Genomic DNA, 18,126 nt, shown 5'->3' with positions numbered 1-18,126 from the left:
ATTTGGATGTTGACTAAAGTTTTCCTCCACGTTTTCGCCACACCACGTAGAGAATCATCAAACCACCCAAAAAGAAGAGTAACACCGGCCAGGACATGAAGTAAATGTTTTTACCAAAAATAAGGAACTCTGGTCAATAGTGCCAATCGGTGTCGATTAGCGATAAATCTCCTCCAATGCGGCTTTTATTTCACTGAATTTAAAGTCAAAACCTTCATTTTCAATTTTCGTAGAACTGACTTTATTGCCTCCCAGCACTAACTGTGCTCTCTCTTGCAAAAGGAGCTTCATCGCAAATTTCGGCACTTTTGGAGCCCAAATCGGCCTATTCAAAACTTTGCCTAATACTTTCACGATAGCCTTATTCTGTTCGGGATTTGGAGCCACGGCGTTATAAGCTCCTTCATATTGATCATTAACAGATACCTGATAAAACATTTGAGCCAGATCATCTACATGGATCCAGGACATCCATTGTTTTCCATTTCCAATGGGTGAGCCTATGCCGAGTTTGACTGGTAAGGCCAATTGAGGCAAAGCCCCGCCATTTTTATCCAGCACGATTCCAATTCTAAGTTTAACAGCCGGAATCTGTGCAGTTTTAGCGAATGTATCTACGGCTTTCTCCCATTTCACCACCACATCAGATATATAATCTGATCCCGGCTTTACCTCTTCATCCAGAAGACGCTCACCGGTATCAAAGCCATAATACCCAATGGCAGAAGCAGATACTATCTTTCCAGGATACGTTCCTTGTTTCATGAACTCCTTCAAAAGCAAACGTACCGGCTCTACCCTTGAATCAAGGATGATTTCCTTTCTTCTGGTAGTCCAGCGTTTATCTGCGATTCCCGCACCGGCCAGATGTATCAGGCAGTCTACATTTTGCAATGCACCCTCTTCTATTTCGCCCTGCTCCAGATCCCAGGTAAAATATCGTACAGCGTCATCCTCTCTGTTTGACCTTGTCAAAACACGGACTTCGTGCCCTTCACTTAACAAAATCTCGGTCAACTTTTTACCTACTAAACCAGTACCGCCGGTGATAAGAAAAATCATACACTCGCATTTATATGTTATTACATACGTCAACGAGGAAAAGGGTGGTTTAATTCAATTGCTCTGCAACCTTAAGAAATATGTCGCCGTACTGGTTCAAACATTTATTACATATGACATACTCAAAAGGATTAACCGCTCTCTCATTAGCACTAGCTATCAGTCTTACTTCATGTGAAAAAGAAGGTGATACCACACCAGCAGTCACGTTCAATGAAGTTAACTCCATTTTACAAGCCAATTGCCAGCCCTGCCATGTGGCAGGTTCTGGTACAAACTTTGAACAAAGGGCAAAATTTGTCGATGATGCTTCTATTGCGAAAGCCGTAGCATCAGGCATTATCAGTAGAGTAAACCGCGATCCCGGACAAGCCGGTTTCATGCCCGTAAACGGAAGCAAACTAGCGGCTGCTGACATTCAAGTCATTCAGGACTGGATAGATGGGGGTATGAAGTAAGCCTCCATTGAATTATTTATGAAAAAGGCTCGTTATGTTTTCCGAATCAAGATGCTTATTTTTGCCTCTCTTGAGTTAAACAAAACACCTAATAATGCTTGTCAACATATTTAAATCGAAGATTCACAGAGTAAAAGTAACTCAGGCAGAGCTAAATTATGTAGGTAGTATCACCATTGATGAAGATCTACTGGATGCTGCAGGAATCAAGGAAAACGAGCGAGTACAGATTGTAAATAATCATAATGGCGAACGCCTGGAAACATATGCCATCAAAGGAAAAAGAGGTTCAGGAATCATTTGCTTAAACGGTGCTGCTGCACGTAAGGCTCAGCCGGGCGACGTAGTGATCATTATCTCATATGCCTGGATGACTCCTGAAGAAGCAGCCAATCATAAGCCGATTGTCGTTTTCCCAGACGAAAACAACAGAGTCTCAAATTAAGATTTGAATACAGTACCGAAGAAGGTCAAATCCAGTACATTTGTGCTGCATTTGACCTTTTTCATTTCTAAGTAATGAATCTCAAAAACAGCCTTAAATTTCTTATTTCTTTCGGTTTAGCCGGGCTTCTGTTATGGTATGTTCTGAAAGAGATAGATCTGAATATACTTTGGGAGAACGTAAGAAAAGCCAATTACTTTTGGGTGATTGTGGCAGGACTGATGGCTCTCATTGCCCACTGGAGCAGAGCCTACCGCTGGAAACTCATGCTTCAGCCGCTTGGCTATAACCCTTCTGCATTCAAAAGTACTATAGCGGTTTTGATAGGTTATGTCACAAACCTGGTACTGCCCAGAGCCGGAGAATTAGCACGATCTGCCAGCTTAAAAGATCTAGAGGATGTACCTTTTGAGAAATCATTTGGAGCAGTAGTAGCAGAGCGACTGATAGATGTTTTAGTCCTTCTGGTTTTAATTTGCCTTAATCTTGTTTTAGAGTTTGACCGACTAAAAGATTTCTTTCTGGAGTTGGTTGGCGATAAACTACCAAATCCTGTAAGTCTCGCGATTGCTCTTATTACCTTAGGTCTACTAGCCCTTCTTGGTCTTTACCTGCTTAGAAAGAATGATGAAAAACTTAGTCAAATAGCTTTATACAGCAAAATCAAGGGAATTGTAACAGGTTTATGGGAAGGTTTCTCAAGTGTTAGAAACCTTAAAAACCCGCTAGCATTCTGGGCCCATACACTGCTCATCTGGACCATGTATTATTTAATGACATGGTTTTTATGTTTCTCCCTACCGCAAACTGCCGGTCTTGGTCCTTTGGCAGGGCTAACCATGTTGGTTATGGGAACCATCGGAATGGCGGCCCCTACCGTAGGAGGAATAGGCAGCTACCATTTCTTGGTTGGCAAGATAGTTGGTCTGTACGGGCTAGATCCGCAGAACGGCATCACTCTGGCCACCTTTATGCATACCATGCAAGGAATTATCTTTGTGGTATTATTTGGTCTTACAGCTCTGGCAATTTCCTTTTTCATCAGAAAAAAAGACCAATCATCATCATAAAATCCCTTTCAAAAACTACTTAATTTTGGATGGAATTAGAGGATGTGTACTTTCGTTTTAAGAGTGACGTTAACAGTAGAAATCGTCTAAAGAATAGAAACACATAAGAACTAAATAAAGAAATGAACGGAATCATATTAATCAGCGTGGTATTCATGGGAATCAGTTGGATCGTATCCAACAGGCTGAAAAGTAAATTCAAAAAATACTCAAAGATAGGCTTGAGAAATGGTTTGAGTGGAGCGGAGATTGCTCAAAAAATGCTTAACGATAATGGCATTTATGATGTCAAAATCACTCAGGTAAACGGTCAATTGACTGATCATTATAATCCTCAAAACAGAACGGTGAACCTAAGTACCGATGTATATCACGGCAGAAGTGCTGCTGCAGCTGCTGTGGCCTCTCACGAAGTAGGTCATGCCGTACAGCATGCCACCGCATATGCCGCATTGAAAATGCGTTCGGCAATGGTGCCGGCAGTAAGCCTGGCTTCCAGAATGATGGGTATGATGAATATGTTCTTATTCATGGGTGGTTTTTATATGATCTCTCAGGGTTCGGCTATTGGTAATATGTTATTGATTGCTTTGATTGTTGCAAACGTTGCAATTACGGCTTTCTCTTTGATTACGTTACCTGTAGAGTTTGACGCCAGTAAGCGTGCTCTTAACTGGATGGAGGCTCGTAACGTGGTTAACCAACAAGAACATGGCATGGCAAAAGACGCCTTAAAGTGGGCTGCTATGACCTACGTGGTAGGAGCTTTAGCTGCAGTAGCAAACCTTGCCTACTACGTTATGATTTTCCTTGGCAGAGGTGATGACTAAACGTTTTCAAAAAGACTTCATAAAGCTCGTTAGCCATTGGTTAACGGGCTTTTTTAATTTAGTTTTTGCTGAGGGCTTCCTCCTTTAGCTCATTAAATTTATCAAAAATCTCACCTGCAGAAGGTAGAACACCACGTAGTCTTTCAAGGATATTCGGTGCAAAATCCTCAAGGATTGGGTACACCTCTGATTCTGCAATGAGATTTTGAGGAAGGCCTAAGCCTACCGTTGAGGCTAACCATAGCAGAGAACTCAGACCAAAGAACCACAAGAAAGCTCCTAAAGCCGCACCGGCAATTCCATCCATAGTTCCCAGAAATGTCAATCGTAAAGCCTTACGAAAAGCCCAACCTAGTTTATTGACAAAGAAGATGGTGGGGAAAAATATCAGTAGAAAAGAAAGATAAGGCATCACCTTACCAGACATATCCACACCAGTAAACTCACCGATAAGGTCCATGCCCAAACCGAGATATCTAAAGCCAAAAACTATGGCAATGATGAGAGCAAGAATTCCAATAACCTCTACTAACAGGCCTCGTTTAAAGCCTGTATAAGCTCCCATTACTATAGGGATCAATAAAAGAATGTCAATCGAATTCAATGAGGTAGGAGTTTATAGGAAAGCTAAAAAAGTCTGCCATAGAGGCAGACTTTAATTGATATTATGAATTGGCCAAAAGGCTTTTTACCATTGTTGAAATGGCTTTACCGTCGGCCTTACCAGCCAATTCTTTAGTAGCCGCACCCATGACCTTGCCCATATCTGAAGGAGCAGAAGCTCCTACTTTAGCAATAATGGCTGTCAAGGCTTCTTTTAATTCATCTTCACTCATGGCTTTCGGAAGGTAGACTGATATCACGTCTATTTCCGCCTGTTCTTTTTCCAAAAGATCTTCACGATTTTGCTGCTTATAAATTTCAGCTGAGTCCTTACGTTGCTTTACAGCCTTTTGTAAGATTCTCATTTCATCTGCTTCTGTTAACTCTCCGCCTTTACCTGCTGCAGTTTCCTCCAGCAAAATCACTTTTTTAATATCTCTTAAAGCCAAAAGCTTCACTTTATCCTTCGCCAGCATTGCCGCCTTAATGTCGGCATCAATCGTTGTTTTTAATGACATGTGTTTCGTTTTTTGTCCTACACCGAACCATTACGGCTTCTGTGGTGTAATTTTGTTAAAATTGAACGAACAAAAATGACGAAATTATCTGTCAATATCAATAAAATAGCGACTCTCAGAAACTCCCGTGGCGGTAATGTACCAGACCTTATTCAAGTAGCAAAAGACTGTGAACGCTTTGGTGCAGAGGGTATTACTATACATCCAAGACCAGATGAGCGTCATATCAGATATCAGGATGTTTATGACCTCAAAGAGGTAGTCACCACTGAGTATAATATAGAGGGTAACCCTACCGAAGGAAGATTTATGGAAGTGGTTATGGCGAATAAGCCTACTCAAGTGACTTTAGTACCGGATAAACTTGGAGCCATCACCAGTAATGCTGGTTGGGATACCATCACAAACAAAAGCTTGCTTAAAGAACTCATCGGTCAATTCCAATCTGAAGGAATTCGAGTCTCCATTTTTGTAGATCCTGATGTAAAAATGGTAGAAGGTGCAGCTGAAACGGGAACTGACAGAATAGAATTATACACGGAGGCCTACGCTACGGATTACAAAGAGAATAAAGAAAAGGCCATAGAGCCATTTGTGAAAGCCGCTGTAAAAGCCAATGAACTAGGACTAGGATTAAATGCCGGGCACGACCTGAGCCTTGACAATCTTGCCTATTTCCACCAGAATATTCCCGGATTAATGGAAGTCTCCATTGGCCATGCTCTTATTTCTGATGCTCTCTATCTGGGTCTTGAGAATACGATTCAGATGTATTTGAGACAGTTACAGTAATTTTCAAACAATCAGAAAATACAATCTAGACAATAACAATAGTATTTTCTGTACTTATATTATTTTCAATATTTTCTGAATTTTCAGACTTAATTTACATTATCATCGTGGCACCACTAAGCTCGCTAGGATAAAGAGTGGTGCTACGATTTAAAAGCGATGAACTATTCCATAGATTATTCGAGGCACGACCCGTCTGCTTCCGTGGTTAGTCGAACCACGAAACAATAGATTATCGTGGTGCTACGATTTACGAGCGAAGATTCAAACCGAAGATTATTCGAGGCACGACCCATCTACTTCCGTGGTTAGTCATGCCACGAAACATCAATTCATCGTGGCATCACTAAGCTTGCTGGAAAAAGGTGGTGCTACGATTTAAAACCGAGGAACTATTACATAGATTATTCGAGGCACGACCCATCTTTTTCGGTGGTTAGTCAAGCCACGAAACAACAGATTATCGTGGCACCACTAAACTCGTTAGAAAAAGGTGGTGCTACGATTTAAGAGCTAGGAACTATTACATATATTATTCGAGGCACGACCCATCTACTACGGTGGTTAGTCATGTCACGAAACATCAATTCATCGTGGCATCACTAAGCTCGCTTGAAAAAGGTGGTGCTACGATTTAAAAACAAAGACATATTCCATAGTTATTCGAAGCACGACCAGTCTGCTTCAGTGGCTAGTCGTGCCACGAAAGTTCGAGAGGCTACTCCACCACCCTCAACTTCGCAAAACTCAGCAATAAGGTTTTTTCACCATGGTTTTCAAAGGCAACGGTAGCTTTGTGGCTACTTCCCATCATATCCATTTTGGTGATTTTACCGAAGCCAAACTTCGGGTGCTCAACTTTAATCCCCGCTTTTAGTTCAGAAGGGTTTGAGGGCACAAAATTACCGGAAGGCTTATGTTCAGGTGCAGGCTTTGCCGTCTTAACTGGTTTGAGATTGTTGAGTACTCGCTGTTTTGGAGAAGGCGGCGGTGGGGCAGATTTTGAAGTACTTTGAAAATTACTCTTTCTCATTCCACCACCAAAAGAGCTGATTACATCTGAATCATCTGAGAAACTCTTTCTAACAGGCCTGGAGGCCTTAGGCATATTCAGGAACTGTTCATCAATTTCTAACAAGAAACGACTAGGCTCACAGTAAGTTAATCGCCCCCAGTTATAGCGTGATTCTGCATAGCTCAAAGTCAGGTCTTGCTCTGCTCGTGTAATAGCCACATAAAACAATCGACGTTCCTCTTCCAGATCTGCTCGATTATTCAGCATCATTTGCGAAGGGAATAGGTTTTCTTCTAAGCCTACTACAAACACATGTTTAAACTCCAGACCTTTGGAACCATGAATAGTCATCATGGTCACCCTGTCTGAGTCGCCATCCTCATCTTCCTGGTCGGCAGTGGTAAGTAGCGAAACTGTCTGTAGGAATGCCGGAAGCGACTTATCGTCTATTTCTTCATTGTCAGTAAACTGCTTGATAGAGTTTAATAACTCTTGAATATTCTCATATCGAGCTAAACCCTCCACCGTTTTATCTGCATATAATTCTCGCAGTATACCTGTGGTTTTTGCAATATGAGTTGCCATTTCATGAGCATCTTTCCCACTTTCCAGCTCTATGATAAAGCTTTGAATAAGCTGAGCAAAAGCTTCAATGGCATTGGCAGCCCTACCTGAAATATATTGCTTGATATGACTAACGACCTCCCAGACACTGATCTTATGCTCATTGGCAGCAACGACTATCTTAGCTACCGTTTGGGCCCCAATTCCTCTTTTTGGCAGGTTTATGATTCGTTTAAAAGCCTCTTCATCTTGCTGATTGACCGTAAAACGGAGATAAGCCAATAAGTCTTTGATTTCGCGTCTTTGATAAAACGATAATCCACCAATAATACGATACTTGATATTGAGCTTACGTAAAGCTTCTTCAAAAGCCCTTGATTGAGCATTTGTTCTGTAGAGAATCGCAAAATCGCTGTTGGTTAAACCCTCTCGTACCTTTTCCTCATAGATCATATTGGCGATAGCTCTACCCTCTTCATTATCTGTAGCAGACTTCAGAACTTCTATCTTTTTGCCCTCATCGTTCTCAGAGAATACATTTTTCTCCAATTGATCTTTATTCTTTTTAATTAATGAATTGGCCGCATTGACTATGTTTTGAGTAGAACGGTAATTCTGTTCAAGTTTTACAGTAACTAACTCAGGGTAGTCCTTTTTGAAGTTCAGAATGTTCTGAATATTGGCACCACGGAAGGCGTAAATACTTTGAGCATCATCACCTACCACACAGATGTTTTGATGCACCGCCGCCAGCTTACGTGTGATCAGATATTGAGATACGTTGGTATCCTGAAACTCATCCACCAAAACATGCTTAAACTTGTGCTGATACTTATTTAAGATATCCAGGTGGTCTCTGAAAAGGATATTCGTATTGTATAATAAATCATCAAAGTCCATGGCATTAGCCGCAAAACAACGCTGAGCATACGTACGGTAAATACGACCAATTTCAGGCATTCTGGCTCCAGCATCTTCCTCTCTGAAAACCGGATTTTCATTATACATCTCCCAAGACACTAAAGAGTTCTTGGCATTCGAAATCCTGTTTAAGACGTAATTGGGCTTATATGTTTTATCATCTAGGCCAAACTCTTTGATAATGGTCTTTATCAATGACTTTGAATCATCAGTGTCATAGATAGAGAAGTTTGAGGTATAACCTAAAACCTTTCCTTCAAATCTAAGAATCTTGGCAAATACTGAGTGGAAGGTTCCCATCCATAGATTTCTGGCGTCAGGCCCAATAATCTTTTCGATACGATGACGCATCTCTTCAGCCGCCTTATTGGTAAAGGTCAAAGACAGAATATTGAACGGGTCAATTCCCTGATCTATTAACCAGGCTATTCTGTACGTTAGCACCCTGGTTTTACCTGAACCAGCACCGGCGATAATCATCAAGGGGCCTTTTGGGTGGGTTACGGCTTGGTATTGTGGAGGGTTAAGTTCTTTAAGGTAATTCACTTCAGTATTGATTCAGCACTATTGGCAAATTTCTGCCATTCGATATCTTACAAAGATAAGGACATGGAGTGGTTTTCGATGGAAAATAAATAACTTACCACTGCTAAAACGAAGCGTATTTCAAAGTTTCTTCACATACAGCAATTCGGCAAGCCTCTGATTGAAGCACCCGAATTCCAGCAACTAGCCAATCAACTGGGCTTTAAATTGCTAAGCAATGGACAAACCTACCTTCAGTTTAGCATAGGGGCAGAATTTAAGAACTTCCCTACCGACTCATGGCTCATGTGTAGTTTCCCTAAACAGAAGATTGTCAATATTGACTCTCTAAAGAATCTCAAAGGTGGTTTTTCTGGAGTTTATCTCCATAAAATGCGATTTACAGCCGAGCTCTATCGTGATACTTTTGGATTAAAGCCATTATTTTACAGCTTTAAAAACGATTTATTAGTTGCCTCAAACGACTACTTTTCAGTGCTCTGCTGTCAATCCCAAACACCTGAGCCCAATAAAGCCAAGATTCAGGAATACCTCAAGCTGCTGGATACTACCGGAGCTGTTAACGAAGAAACCTTTTTTGAGGGCATTTACAGAGTTTTGCCAGGGCAAAAAGCGGAGTTTAACATGAATGGCAGCAGCAAAACCTTTTTTGATACTAATCCTCAAATTAATCAAAGTAAAAGTCACTCAGAGAGATTTAAGGCTGCGTTCATTTCCTCTGTTAAAGAGCTTACTCATGCTCACCAAAATCTGGCGGCCAATTTAAGCGGCGGCTTAGATAGCTCGAGTATTTGCAGTGTCATTGCTCAGCAAACAGATAAAGAACTCAACGGAATTTATTTTGATGCAGGAATAACAGAAGCTAGTGAATCCAACTATGCTCATGCCGTTTCTGTGGAAAATGACTTTGATCTTCATCAGGTGAAAGCCTCTGACAACTTCCTTAATGATCTTAGGCTTACTATCAAACTAACTTGTCAACCCGAGCAAATGGTGGTTCCGTGTACCATTTTCCTACCGATTTTCAAAATAGCCAAAAACCTGAAAGCCAAACTACTTCTTTCCGGTCATGGAGGTGATAATGTAGTGGAGACTGGGCGAGCTTATCTCAATGATCTTTTTAAAAGACGAAACTTCTTTGAGCTGAAGGAAGAGCTTTACAAAAACTATCAAAATCAAAGCAGACCTATTGATTTTGAAGGGTATTTCATACAGTTCATTCGGCATCAATTGGAAGGCAATAAGCTTTTACAGCTTATCCAATTGCTACTCATCAAAGAAGTAGACAAGAAAGTATTATTCAAGTTTCTATTCAATAAGTTAAGCTCAAACACAAAGGATCAAGAATTACGACTAAAAACTCATGCAGAAGAAATAAAAACTCCTCTGGCAAAAGTTAAGGCGAACTCTAAGTTGGATCGTATTCTGGAAAGCTGCCATAGCGGTTTAAGTATTCATAGTCTTGAGATTCTAGAAACATTGGGAAAACACCATGGATTAACCTCAGCTTATCCCTTTCTCAATAAACAGGTAGTTTATACTTCCGCAGAGATAGAAAACGAAATAAATTATGCCGAGGGGCAATTGAGGGGTACTCTTCGCGAGTCAATGAAGGGTATTTTGCCAGAAATTGTAAGAAATCGTTCTACCAAAGCAGCATTCACTGGTTTTGCACTGAACTGTCTAATCCAACTCTCCTCTGAATTGAGAGATCAGCTTCAAAAAGACCATAAAATCTGGAACTATGTAAGTCGATCTTCCTTTGATCAATTACTTGATGATCTACTGTCTGAAGAGACTGAAGCAAAAAACAGAAATAAAACTATTCTGGAATGTATCAGAGTTTTCTATCTTGCTATATGGCTAGATACATTTTATTCTTCCTGATAAGCGGCGTTTTACTCAGCTGCACAAAGCCCTCAATTGAAAACACAGAGCCATCAGACTATTACCCTGTGGCAGATGGAGCATTTTGGGAATATGAGGTAAAAGAAATACAGTATTCTGTTACACAAGAGCCCATCGTATTTGAGTACATGATAAGGGAAGTTCTGACAGCCAACGGGCAAAATACTTTTAAATTACAGCAGTATAAGAGAGATTCTCCAACCGATAATTGGGAGTTTCAAGCCAATGGAAACCTGGAAATCAGTAACAATCGAGTTATAAAAACTACTGATGGATTAGCCGAGTTAGTCTTAGTGAAAGGTGCTCAGATCGGTGAACAGTGGGATAAAAACTTATTCAATAATCAAGGAGAAAGCATACTTCAAATTGCGGAAAGAATTCAAGACTTTGATTCATATCCAGATCATATCTCAGTTTACGAAAAAGCTGATTCTTCACTCATACATAAAGATTTAGTCTATACCGTTTACGCGAATGGTTTCGGTCCAATTTATCGTGAGTACACAGAGGTAGAATACTGCCAAAGTACCGAAGAATGCATAGGCAGTGGCGAAATAGACTCAGGGAATAGTATAGTGTGGAGATTGACCACCCACGGGGTCGAAAACTAATGAACTACAAACTTCTGGGTCAACTCTTTCATCTCATCTGACCAGGTCATTTGAACTTGATAAAAGTAGACCCCTGCTGGCAAATTTTCAGCAGCAATACCCAAAACATTTTTACCAATAACGGCGTTTACCTCATTTTCTTCCAGCACTTTTCCTTGGCTATTGACAATTTTGCTGATCACCTCCTTAGGATTATCCTGACCAACAATCTGTAAAAAAGCATAAGAATCGGCACCTCTCCTAAGCGGATTAGGCCCTACAACCAATGAGCTATTCTCTCGATTTGCGGAAACCAAAAAAGAAATCTCATATGGCCTACTTAATTGATTGCCAGACAGATCCTGAGCTTTCACTTGTAAAACATATTCGCCCGGACTTAGATTAAGTTGTAATTCGGCTAAAATCTGATTGAGATCTAATTGACTAAAGGAGTCCGTAGATAATTCTGAGAATATGCGACCGTCATCTGAAGACAAGTAAACAGAAACTAAACCTTCATTTACCTCTAGTCCATTCTCATCTGTTAGCAGAATAGAAACTGTGGCATTAGAACTTACATAATCACCATTTTCAAGTAATCGACCATCGAAATTAACTTGCACTAAAGGAGCCACTTCATCAGGAATCAGATTTGCAGGATAACTCGTGCCGGCTCCTATTTCAGACCAATCCTCTATTTGAAATTCTAAAATGTTATTCTCTTCATTACTTTCCAGGTTTTTATTCTCTGGGTTGAGGTCAATCGTAACATTTTGCAAGTCACCATTTACTGGTACTTCTATTGCTATTTTTGATCCTCTCTTTGGTACAGAAAGCACATCTTTATATGATTCTGTACCTGCCGTAGTTTGCACGGTAATCGTAACATCTACCTTTGCCAAGCTATCATATCGCCCCAGGTTATTGAGATCTGCCTCTATCAATACTCTCTCGTTTTCAGCTAGAGGTTTTGAGACATCTGTAGTTTTTAAGGCCAGATTACTCACCTCATAATCTGGCTCGGCCACTGGGAAGAAGCGTATTGCAGGGTCTCCTTGCAAAACCACCTGATGCATATTGGCTCTGATGTAATCATTGGTCTGTAACAGACTTAAATCTTCATTAATTTTGATGTGTATTTCACCTAACGTCAATTTTGAACTCTCGTCATCGACAAACAGCTTTTCATAAAAATTATTGAGGAAAACCTGAGTCGGAAAAAGGTAACTCCAAAAAGAATTGGCAAAAACAGCAATAGCTCCCTTATCAGGAGTCAAAAGCCAGTCAGTGGTTAGAGGGTCATAGCGATAGAAGACATTACCCACACCACAGCCATTGAAATACATAACAGGGTACTTCCCTTTATTGGCAAAGCCTAATTCAGGATCAGAACAGTAACCTATATTTAAGTCTAAAACATTGGCCGAGCCGTGACCTGCAAAGGTAAGTAAGCCAATACCCTTATTCACTTCTTCAGAAATATCAATTGGCTCTACCTCGTCAAAAGTCTTTTTACGAAAGACTTCTATATCTGCTCCCAGCAAATGTTCTCCAGCCTGATCCTCAATACTTTTCAGCATATTGGCAAGAGAAGTGATTTCAAAAGCTGTTTTACCTCCGCTCAAATGCAGGAAATCCTTTTTCCATGATTGAGCTATTGGAGCTTGTTCTGTTTCCTTGACTTTATTAAGGTAATCTCTGATCTCACTGTTAGCTGTGACATTTAATCGTCCCGTGGCCATTCTCTGAATATTCTCCCGCTGACCTTCCCCGGCAGTCAATAGTGCGTCTGAGCCCGGGTATCCATATGACGGTACTAAATCACGGTCTTCCCATACTTTCAGCACATCAGGAAAGGTAACTGGCCTTCCGAGTAAAAACAGGAATTTGGTCGCTGTAGCATTATCCAAAACACGATCGGCAAACCTTCTAATAGCCTCCGGATTTCTAAGACCATAAGTATATCTGTCGTAAAGCTCCTGCGGATAAATAATTTGTGTTTGATATGCTCCTCCTTGTTGACTAGAACGGTAATCTGCGTACTCTTCTGCACCTTCCTGTAAAATTGGACTAGTGAGTATATAGTAATTAGCTTGCTGGTCTGGCTCTGTAAATTGAACTGCCTCTAAAGACTTAGGACTTAATTCTGTAGGATCTACAAAATAGCTCTTATTTGCAGCTAAAGTGCTACCTGATAAATAACCAATCTCATAAGGATTTGTAATATCATAAATAGTCCTAGTCCCTTCAATTAGCTTACCACTATCAAATGTATAAAGCACTGCATTACTCAATGAGCTAGTCATGCTCTTTGGGTAAGATATCTCAATTGATGTTATTGAGAACCAGTCAAACTCCGTTTGGCTTTTTGGAAAAAAATCCAGAACAACTTCATCATCATTTATGGAATTCTCCGGAACAGTATATTCTAAGACAAAAGGCTCAAAATCACCAAACCTTGATGAATCCAAAGGCTGCCCATTTACCTGAAAACCAATCACATGATTATTTCTGGAGCGACCATTTAATTGTAATCGTAGTTGAATCTCTTTCTCCGTGCCTTTGGCTAAATTAGGTAGTTGAACTATTCTGGAAATTTGCGAAGAGTCCGCACTCAAAAATTGTCCGGACCAACCTTCTCCTATTTCGTAATAGCTCTGCTGAAGGTTAGGTAAAAGCCCAATACTATTATTAAAAGAATACTGATCTGACTGAACTACAGTAACCTTTCCTTTAACAAAACTAAGTTCATTTGAAGCTTGATTTTCCATAAGCTCCATTCGCTTTCCCTGAACGTTTCCAACTGTTAAAAAATAGGCAGATTCGTCACTAAAGAGTGAATGGTTAGAATTCATCCTTTGCGAAGTAGGTCTGTAAACAAGGCTATCCAAAAAACCTTTATTTCTTTGACCGTAGAAGACAATTTTATCTGAGGCATCAAAAGATCCATCTTCAGTACCTTCCAACTGAATGGATATTTCCTGACCTAAAAAGTAAAGTTGAAGATTCTCAGGTTTTATCTGACCAATTTCCCAACCGGCACCCAAGAGTTCGGCTCCGCTAATGGCATACATACCATCCTTATCAAGAGTTACTTTGAGGTAATCTTGCCCATTCTTAATCCAAGAATCGGCAGGTATAGCTTGTGAAATGGCAACCTGAACACAAAAAAGAAGTGTAAGTAAGCTATATCGTATCAAGGTACTCATGTTATTGATACGAATTTAAAATGAAAAAGGGTTGCAAACGCAACCCTTTGACTATAAATCTGAAAAATCGAAGGTCTCTAAGAAGGCCGTCGTAAACTGGCCCGACCTGAATGTCTCATCATCCATGAGTTTTAAATGGAATGGGATCGTGGTTTTGATTCCCTCAATATAAAACTCTTCCAATGCTCTTTTCATTCTCACAATCACCTCTTCACGGCTCTGAGCTGTGACAATTACCTTGGCGATCATTGAATCATAATTAGGAGGTATGGTATAGCCAGAATACACGTGGCTGTCTACACGAACACCGTGCCCACCAGGGAAGTGCATTGACTTGATAGTACCAGGCGAAGGTCTGAAACCATTTTTCGGATCTTCAGCATTAATTCTACACTCCATTGAGTATTTCTTCGGGAAGTAAGATTTGCCTGAGATTGGTATACCAGCTGCCACTTTAATCTGCTCTTTGATCAGATCAAAATCAGTAACTTCCTCAGTAATCGGATGCTCTACCTGAATTCTGGTATTCATTTCCATGAAGTAGAATTCTCCATGCTTATCTACAAGGAACTCGATAGTACCTGCACCTTCATATTTTATGGCTGCTGCACCTGCAATAGCCGCTTCCCCCATACGCGTTCTCAATTCATCTGAAACGATAGGCGATGGAGTTTCTTCCACAAGCTTTTGGTGTCTACGTTGAATAGAGCAATCACGCTCTGATAGGTGACAAACTTTCCCATCCTGATCACCAACAATCTGGATTTCAATGTGTCTTGGCTCCTCCACAAATTTCTCAAGATACAGACCGTCGTTCCCGAAAGCCGCTCCTGATTCCATTTTGGCGTCATCCCACATTTTCTGGAATTGAGATTCTTCTTTGATGATTCTCATTCCTCTACCACCACCACCGGCAGTAGCTTTAATTATCACAGGGTAACCAATTTCTTTAGCTAGTTTTTGACCTTGTTCTACAGAATCTAAAAGACCCTCAGAACCTGGAATTACAGGCACACCTGCCTTTTTCATGGTATCTTTGGCTGTAGCCTTATCCCCCATTTTATTGATTTGCTCTGCAGAAGCACCAATAAACTTGATACCGTAGTCTTCACAAATCTTTGAGAATTCTGCATTCTCAGATAAGAATCCATACCCCGGGTGAATCGCATCTGCATTCGTAATCTCAGCAGCAGAAAGAATATTCGGGATATTTAAATATGATTTTATACTCTGAGGAGGACCGATGCAAACAGCTTCATCTGCAAAACGAACATGAAGACTGTCCTTATCTGCTGTAGAGTAAACTGCAACGGTCTTAATGCCCATCTCACGACATGTACGCATGATTCTGAGAGCAATTTCCCCGCGGTTTGCTATCAATATTTTCTTAAACATAATTAGTCTTTAATGTGAGAAATTAAGACGGGTCAACCAGGAATAATGGCTGGTCAAATTCTACAGGAGTAGCGTCATCTACTAAGATCTTCACGATCTTACCTTTCACTTCTGATTCGATTTCATTGAAAAGCTTCATAGCTTCTACAATACAAATCACATCACCTTCAGCTACAGAATCACCTATTTCTTTGAAATTAGGCTTATCAGGACCAGCGGCTCTGTAGAATGTTCCGATCATCGGAGACTTCACTTCAATAAGATTTGAAGGTACTTCTTCTGCTACGGGAGCCGGTACTGGTGCAGCAGGAGCAGCGGCAGGTGCCGGTGCTGCAGCTACTGGAGCTGGTACAGGAGCAGGAGCTGCCGGTGCAGCACTTTGCACCACTGTAGGTGCTACATTTCTCTTAATATTCAATTTGAGATCTGCAGTTTCAATGTTGATCTCGTCAAGGTCAGACTTTGAAATATAATCGATTAATTTCTGAATGTCTTTTGTTTCCATTTTCTAAAAAGGATATGTAATTAGAGTCTTACAAAGGTATAAAGATAAGCGAGCCCTCAAAAAAAGATAGTCGCCTCTAAAGGCGACTAAATCTATTTCTCTTTAACTCTTGAATCGTATTCGTAGGTATTGGTATTTACCTTAATCAATTCATCGTTTTCAATAAACAAAGGCACCTTTATAGTAGCACCTGTTTCAACCGTAGCCGGTTTCGATGGATTATTTGCAGTATCACCTTTAACGCCTGGCTCTGTGTATGTTACACGAAGCTCTACGTACATCGGCATTTCAACGATAAGTGGAGTTTCTTCTTCTGCATGAATCAGAATATCTACCGTCTGGCCTTCTTTTAAAAGGTCATTGGCAGGTACCATTTCTTGTGGTAGATTAATCTGCTCATACGTTTCATTATTCATGAAATGGTATCCGATATCGTCATTAAAGATATACTGAAATTGATGACGCTCCACACGTGCAGTGTTTACGTTAACACCCGCGGTGAAGGTATTATCAAGTACTCTTCCGGTTTTAATATTCTTTAGCTTGGTTCTTACAAAAGCAGGACCTTTGCCCGGCTTTACATGCTGAAACTCAGTAATGATGTAAAGGTCATTATTGTATTCAATAACCAATCCGTTTCTAAAGTCTGCAGTAGTTGCCATATATAGAATGAAAATTATTTACAATTAATAAGCCCACTTCAAGTAGGCAGATCCCCAGGTAAAACCTCCACCAAAGGCAGCAAGGATAAGATTATCACCTTTCTTAAGCTTAGATTCGTAATCAAACAAGCATAAAGGAATAGTAGCTGCTGTAGTATTCCCATACTTATTGATATTCAGCATTACTTTGTCTTGCCCCACGCCCATTCTTCTTGCCGTAGCATCAATAATACGTTTATTGGCCTGGTGAGGTACTAGGTATGCAATATCATCACCGGTTAAATTATTAGCGGTCATGATATCTTCGGCTGTATCGGCCATTTTCGTAACCGCGAACTTAAATACGGCTTGACCCTCTTGTCTGATATAGTGAAGTCTATTATCTACCGTATCGTGTGAGGCAGGAAAACGGCTACCGCCACCTTTCATGATAAGATGATTTTCACCAGTTCCATCAGAATGCATTCTAAAGTCAAGCAGTCCATGACCATCAGTGCTAGGCTCTAACATGACAGCACCGGCACCATCACCAAAAAGAATACAAGTAGTTCTGTCTTTCCAGTCAATGATAGAAGACATCTTATCTGCTCCTACCACTATTACTTTTTTGTACTTACCAGATTCAATAAACTGACTCCCCGTTGATAAAGCATAGATGAATCCCGAGCAGGCCGCCAGAATATCAAAACTACCGATGGTTGGAATGCCAACCTGTGTACAAACGAGATTTGCTGTGGAAGGGAAAAAGTAATCTGGCGTAACCGTAGCCACAATCACCAAATCAACTTCCTCTGGCTTTGTATTAGTTTTCTTAAGCAAACCTTTCACGGCTTCAGCTGCCATGTAAGAAGTTCCTAAGTCATCATTTTTAAGTATTCTTCTTTCTTTGATTCCTGTTCTGGAGGTGATCCACTCGTCGTTAGTTTCGACAATTTTTTCTAGGTCAGCGTTGGTTAGAACATCGTCCGGGAGATAAGCGTTTACTCCCGTGATGGCTGCATTAATACTCATAAATAGGTTTTAGCTTCAAAAG

At 40.5% G+C, this 18,126-nt stretch carries 16 protein-coding genes; 7 read left to right on the top strand and 9 right to left on the bottom strand.

Translation table 11 applies throughout. From position 1 onward, the window contains the following. Positions 1-156 precede the first annotated feature (156 nt). A complete protein-coding gene (locus tag ACUXV0_RS17905; protein WP_446190953.1) occupies positions 157-1,062 on the bottom strand; it encodes a TIGR01777 family oxidoreductase in 906 nt (301 codons plus the stop codon). A gap of 113 nt (positions 1,063-1,175) precedes the next feature. Between ACUXV0_RS17905 and ACUXV0_RS17900 the strand changes: the two genes are divergently transcribed. The 4 genes from ACUXV0_RS17900 (at position 1,176) to ACUXV0_RS17885 (ending at position 3,865) form a co-directional block, all read left to right on the top strand. Next, a complete protein-coding gene (locus ACUXV0_RS17900; protein ID WP_446190952.1) occupies positions 1,176-1,520 on the top strand; it encodes a hypothetical protein in 345 nt (114 codons plus the stop codon). Positions 1,521-1,614: 94 nt separating this feature from the next. Next, positions 1,615-1,965, top strand: a complete 351-nt coding sequence (panD, locus tag ACUXV0_RS17895; protein ID WP_446190951.1) for an aspartate 1-decarboxylase — start codon at positions 1,615-1,617, stop codon at positions 1,963-1,965. Between the two features lie 74 nt (positions 1,966-2,039). Beyond that, positions 2,040-3,035 carry a lysylphosphatidylglycerol synthase transmembrane domain-containing protein gene (locus ACUXV0_RS17890; protein WP_446190950.1) on the top strand — a complete coding sequence of 332 codons (996 nt, stop codon included), beginning with the start codon at positions 2,040-2,042 and terminating at the stop codon, positions 3,033-3,035. 122 nt (positions 3,036-3,157) lie between these two features. Further along, on the top strand, positions 3,158-3,865 hold the full coding sequence (locus tag ACUXV0_RS17885; protein ID WP_446190949.1) for a zinc metallopeptidase: 708 nt from the start codon (positions 3,158-3,160) through the stop codon (positions 3,863-3,865). Between the two features lie 58 nt (positions 3,866-3,923). Here ACUXV0_RS17885 and ACUXV0_RS17880 read toward each other — a convergent pair whose 3' ends face one another. Together ACUXV0_RS17880 and ACUXV0_RS17875 are read right to left on the bottom strand one after the other, a co-directional pair. After that, a complete protein-coding gene (locus ACUXV0_RS17880) occupies positions 3,924-4,469 on the bottom strand; it encodes a CvpA family protein (protein WP_446190948.1) in 546 nt (181 codons plus the stop codon). Between the two features lie 61 nt (positions 4,470-4,530). Next, positions 4,531-4,986, bottom strand: a complete 456-nt coding sequence (locus ACUXV0_RS17875) for a GatB/YqeY domain-containing protein (RefSeq protein ID WP_446190947.1) — start codon at positions 4,984-4,986, stop codon at positions 4,531-4,533. A gap of 75 nt (positions 4,987-5,061) precedes the next feature. Between ACUXV0_RS17875 and ACUXV0_RS17870 the strand changes: the two genes are divergently transcribed. Then, positions 5,062-5,778, top strand: coding sequence for a pyridoxine 5'-phosphate synthase (locus tag ACUXV0_RS17870; protein ID WP_446190946.1), 717 nt, complete (start codon positions 5,062-5,064; stop codon positions 5,776-5,778). 718 nt (positions 5,779-6,496) lie between these two features. On the opposite strand, the gene ACUXV0_RS17865 is transcribed toward ACUXV0_RS17870, so the two are convergent. Further along, positions 6,497-8,824, bottom strand: a complete 2,328-nt coding sequence (locus ACUXV0_RS17865; RefSeq protein WP_446190945.1) for an ATP-dependent helicase — start codon at positions 8,822-8,824, stop codon at positions 6,497-6,499. Between the two features lie 207 nt (positions 8,825-9,031). On the opposite strand from ACUXV0_RS17865, the gene ACUXV0_RS17860 reads away from it, so the two are divergent. Then, the gene (locus tag ACUXV0_RS17860) at positions 9,032-10,711 is read left to right on the top strand and encodes an asparagine synthase-related protein (RefSeq protein WP_446190944.1); all 1,680 of its coding nucleotides are present in this window, start codon (positions 9,032-9,034) and stop codon (positions 10,709-10,711) included. Then, a complete protein-coding gene (locus ACUXV0_RS17855) occupies positions 10,684-11,343 on the top strand; it encodes a hypothetical protein (RefSeq protein WP_446190943.1) in 660 nt (219 codons plus the stop codon). The genes ACUXV0_RS17860 and ACUXV0_RS17855 overlap by 28 nt, the downstream gene beginning before the upstream one ends. On the opposite strand, the gene porU2 is transcribed toward ACUXV0_RS17855, so the two are convergent. From porU2 to ACUXV0_RS17830, 5 genes are all read right to left on the bottom strand, one after another. Beyond that, positions 11,340-14,531: a putative type IX secretion system sortase PorU2 gene (porU2, locus tag ACUXV0_RS17850; protein WP_446190942.1), complete on the bottom strand. Its 3,192-nt coding sequence runs from the start codon at positions 14,529-14,531 to the stop codon at positions 11,340-11,342. The two genes, ACUXV0_RS17855 and porU2, sit on opposite strands and share 4 nt — an antisense overlap. 51 nt (positions 14,532-14,582) lie before the next feature. Beyond that, entirely contained in the window at positions 14,583-15,926 is a 1,344-nt protein-coding gene (gene accC, locus ACUXV0_RS17845) for an acetyl-CoA carboxylase biotin carboxylase subunit (protein ID WP_446190941.1), read from the bottom strand. Between the two features lie 22 nt (positions 15,927-15,948). Then, entirely contained in the window at positions 15,949-16,431 is a 483-nt protein-coding gene (gene accB, locus ACUXV0_RS17840) for an acetyl-CoA carboxylase biotin carboxyl carrier protein (RefSeq protein ID WP_446190940.1), read from the bottom strand. A gap of 92 nt (positions 16,432-16,523) precedes the next feature. Then, complete coding sequence (gene efp / locus ACUXV0_RS17835; protein WP_446190939.1) at positions 16,524-17,093, bottom strand: elongation factor P; 570 nt, start codon at positions 17,091-17,093, stop codon at positions 16,524-16,526. A 24-nt stretch (positions 17,094-17,117) separates the two neighbouring features. Continuing rightward, positions 17,118-18,104 carry a beta-ketoacyl-ACP synthase III gene (locus ACUXV0_RS17830; RefSeq protein WP_446190938.1) on the bottom strand — a complete coding sequence of 329 codons (987 nt, stop codon included), beginning with the start codon at positions 18,102-18,104 and terminating at the stop codon, positions 17,118-17,120. Between the last annotated feature and the right edge of the window lie 22 nt (positions 18,105-18,126).

This window comes from Jiulongibacter sp. NS-SX5 (genome assembly GCF_052828545.1).
Note: the sequence above shows the minus strand (reverse complement) of the source record. Positions and strands in the feature narration are given on the sequence as shown.

What these genes read in the sequence shown, in the direction of transcription:
- ACUXV0_RS17905 (WP_446190953.1), bottom strand. Translation starts at nt 1,062, where the DNA reads ATGATTTTTCTTATCACCGGCGGTACTGGTTTAGTAGGTAAAAAGTTG.
- ACUXV0_RS17900 (WP_446190952.1), top strand. Translation starts at nt 1,176, where the DNA reads ATGACATACTCAAAAGGATTAACCGCTCTCTCATTAGCACTAGCTATC.
- panD (WP_446190951.1), top strand. Translation starts at nt 1,615, where the DNA reads ATGCTTGTCAACATATTTAAATCGAAGATTCACAGAGTAAAAGTAACT.
- ACUXV0_RS17890 (WP_446190950.1), top strand. Translation starts at nt 2,040, where the DNA reads ATGAATCTCAAAAACAGCCTTAAATTTCTTATTTCTTTCGGTTTAGCC.
- ACUXV0_RS17885 (WP_446190949.1), top strand. Translation starts at nt 3,158, where the DNA reads ATGAACGGAATCATATTAATCAGCGTGGTATTCATGGGAATCAGTTGG.
- ACUXV0_RS17875 (WP_446190947.1), bottom strand. Translation starts at nt 4,986, where the DNA reads ATGTCATTAAAAACAACGATTGATGCCGACATTAAGGCGGCAATGCTG.
- ACUXV0_RS17870 (WP_446190946.1), top strand. Translation starts at nt 5,062, where the DNA reads ATGACGAAATTATCTGTCAATATCAATAAAATAGCGACTCTCAGAAAC.
- ACUXV0_RS17855 (WP_446190943.1), top strand. Translation starts at nt 10,684, where the DNA reads ATGGCTAGATACATTTTATTCTTCCTGATAAGCGGCGTTTTACTCAGC.
- porU2 (WP_446190942.1), bottom strand. Translation starts at nt 14,531, where the DNA reads ATGAGTACCTTGATACGATATAGCTTACTTACACTTCTTTTTTGTGTT.
- accC (WP_446190941.1), bottom strand. Translation starts at nt 15,926, where the DNA reads ATGTTTAAGAAAATATTGATAGCAAACCGCGGGGAAATTGCTCTCAGA.
- accB (WP_446190940.1), bottom strand. Translation starts at nt 16,431, where the DNA reads ATGGAAACAAAAGACATTCAGAAATTAATCGATTATATTTCAAAGTCT.
- efp (WP_446190939.1), bottom strand. Translation starts at nt 17,093, where the DNA reads ATGGCAACTACTGCAGACTTTAGAAACGGATTGGTTATTGAATACAAT.
- ACUXV0_RS17830 (WP_446190938.1), bottom strand. Translation starts at nt 18,104, where the DNA reads ATGAGTATTAATGCAGCCATCACGGGAGTAAACGCTTATCTCCCGGAC.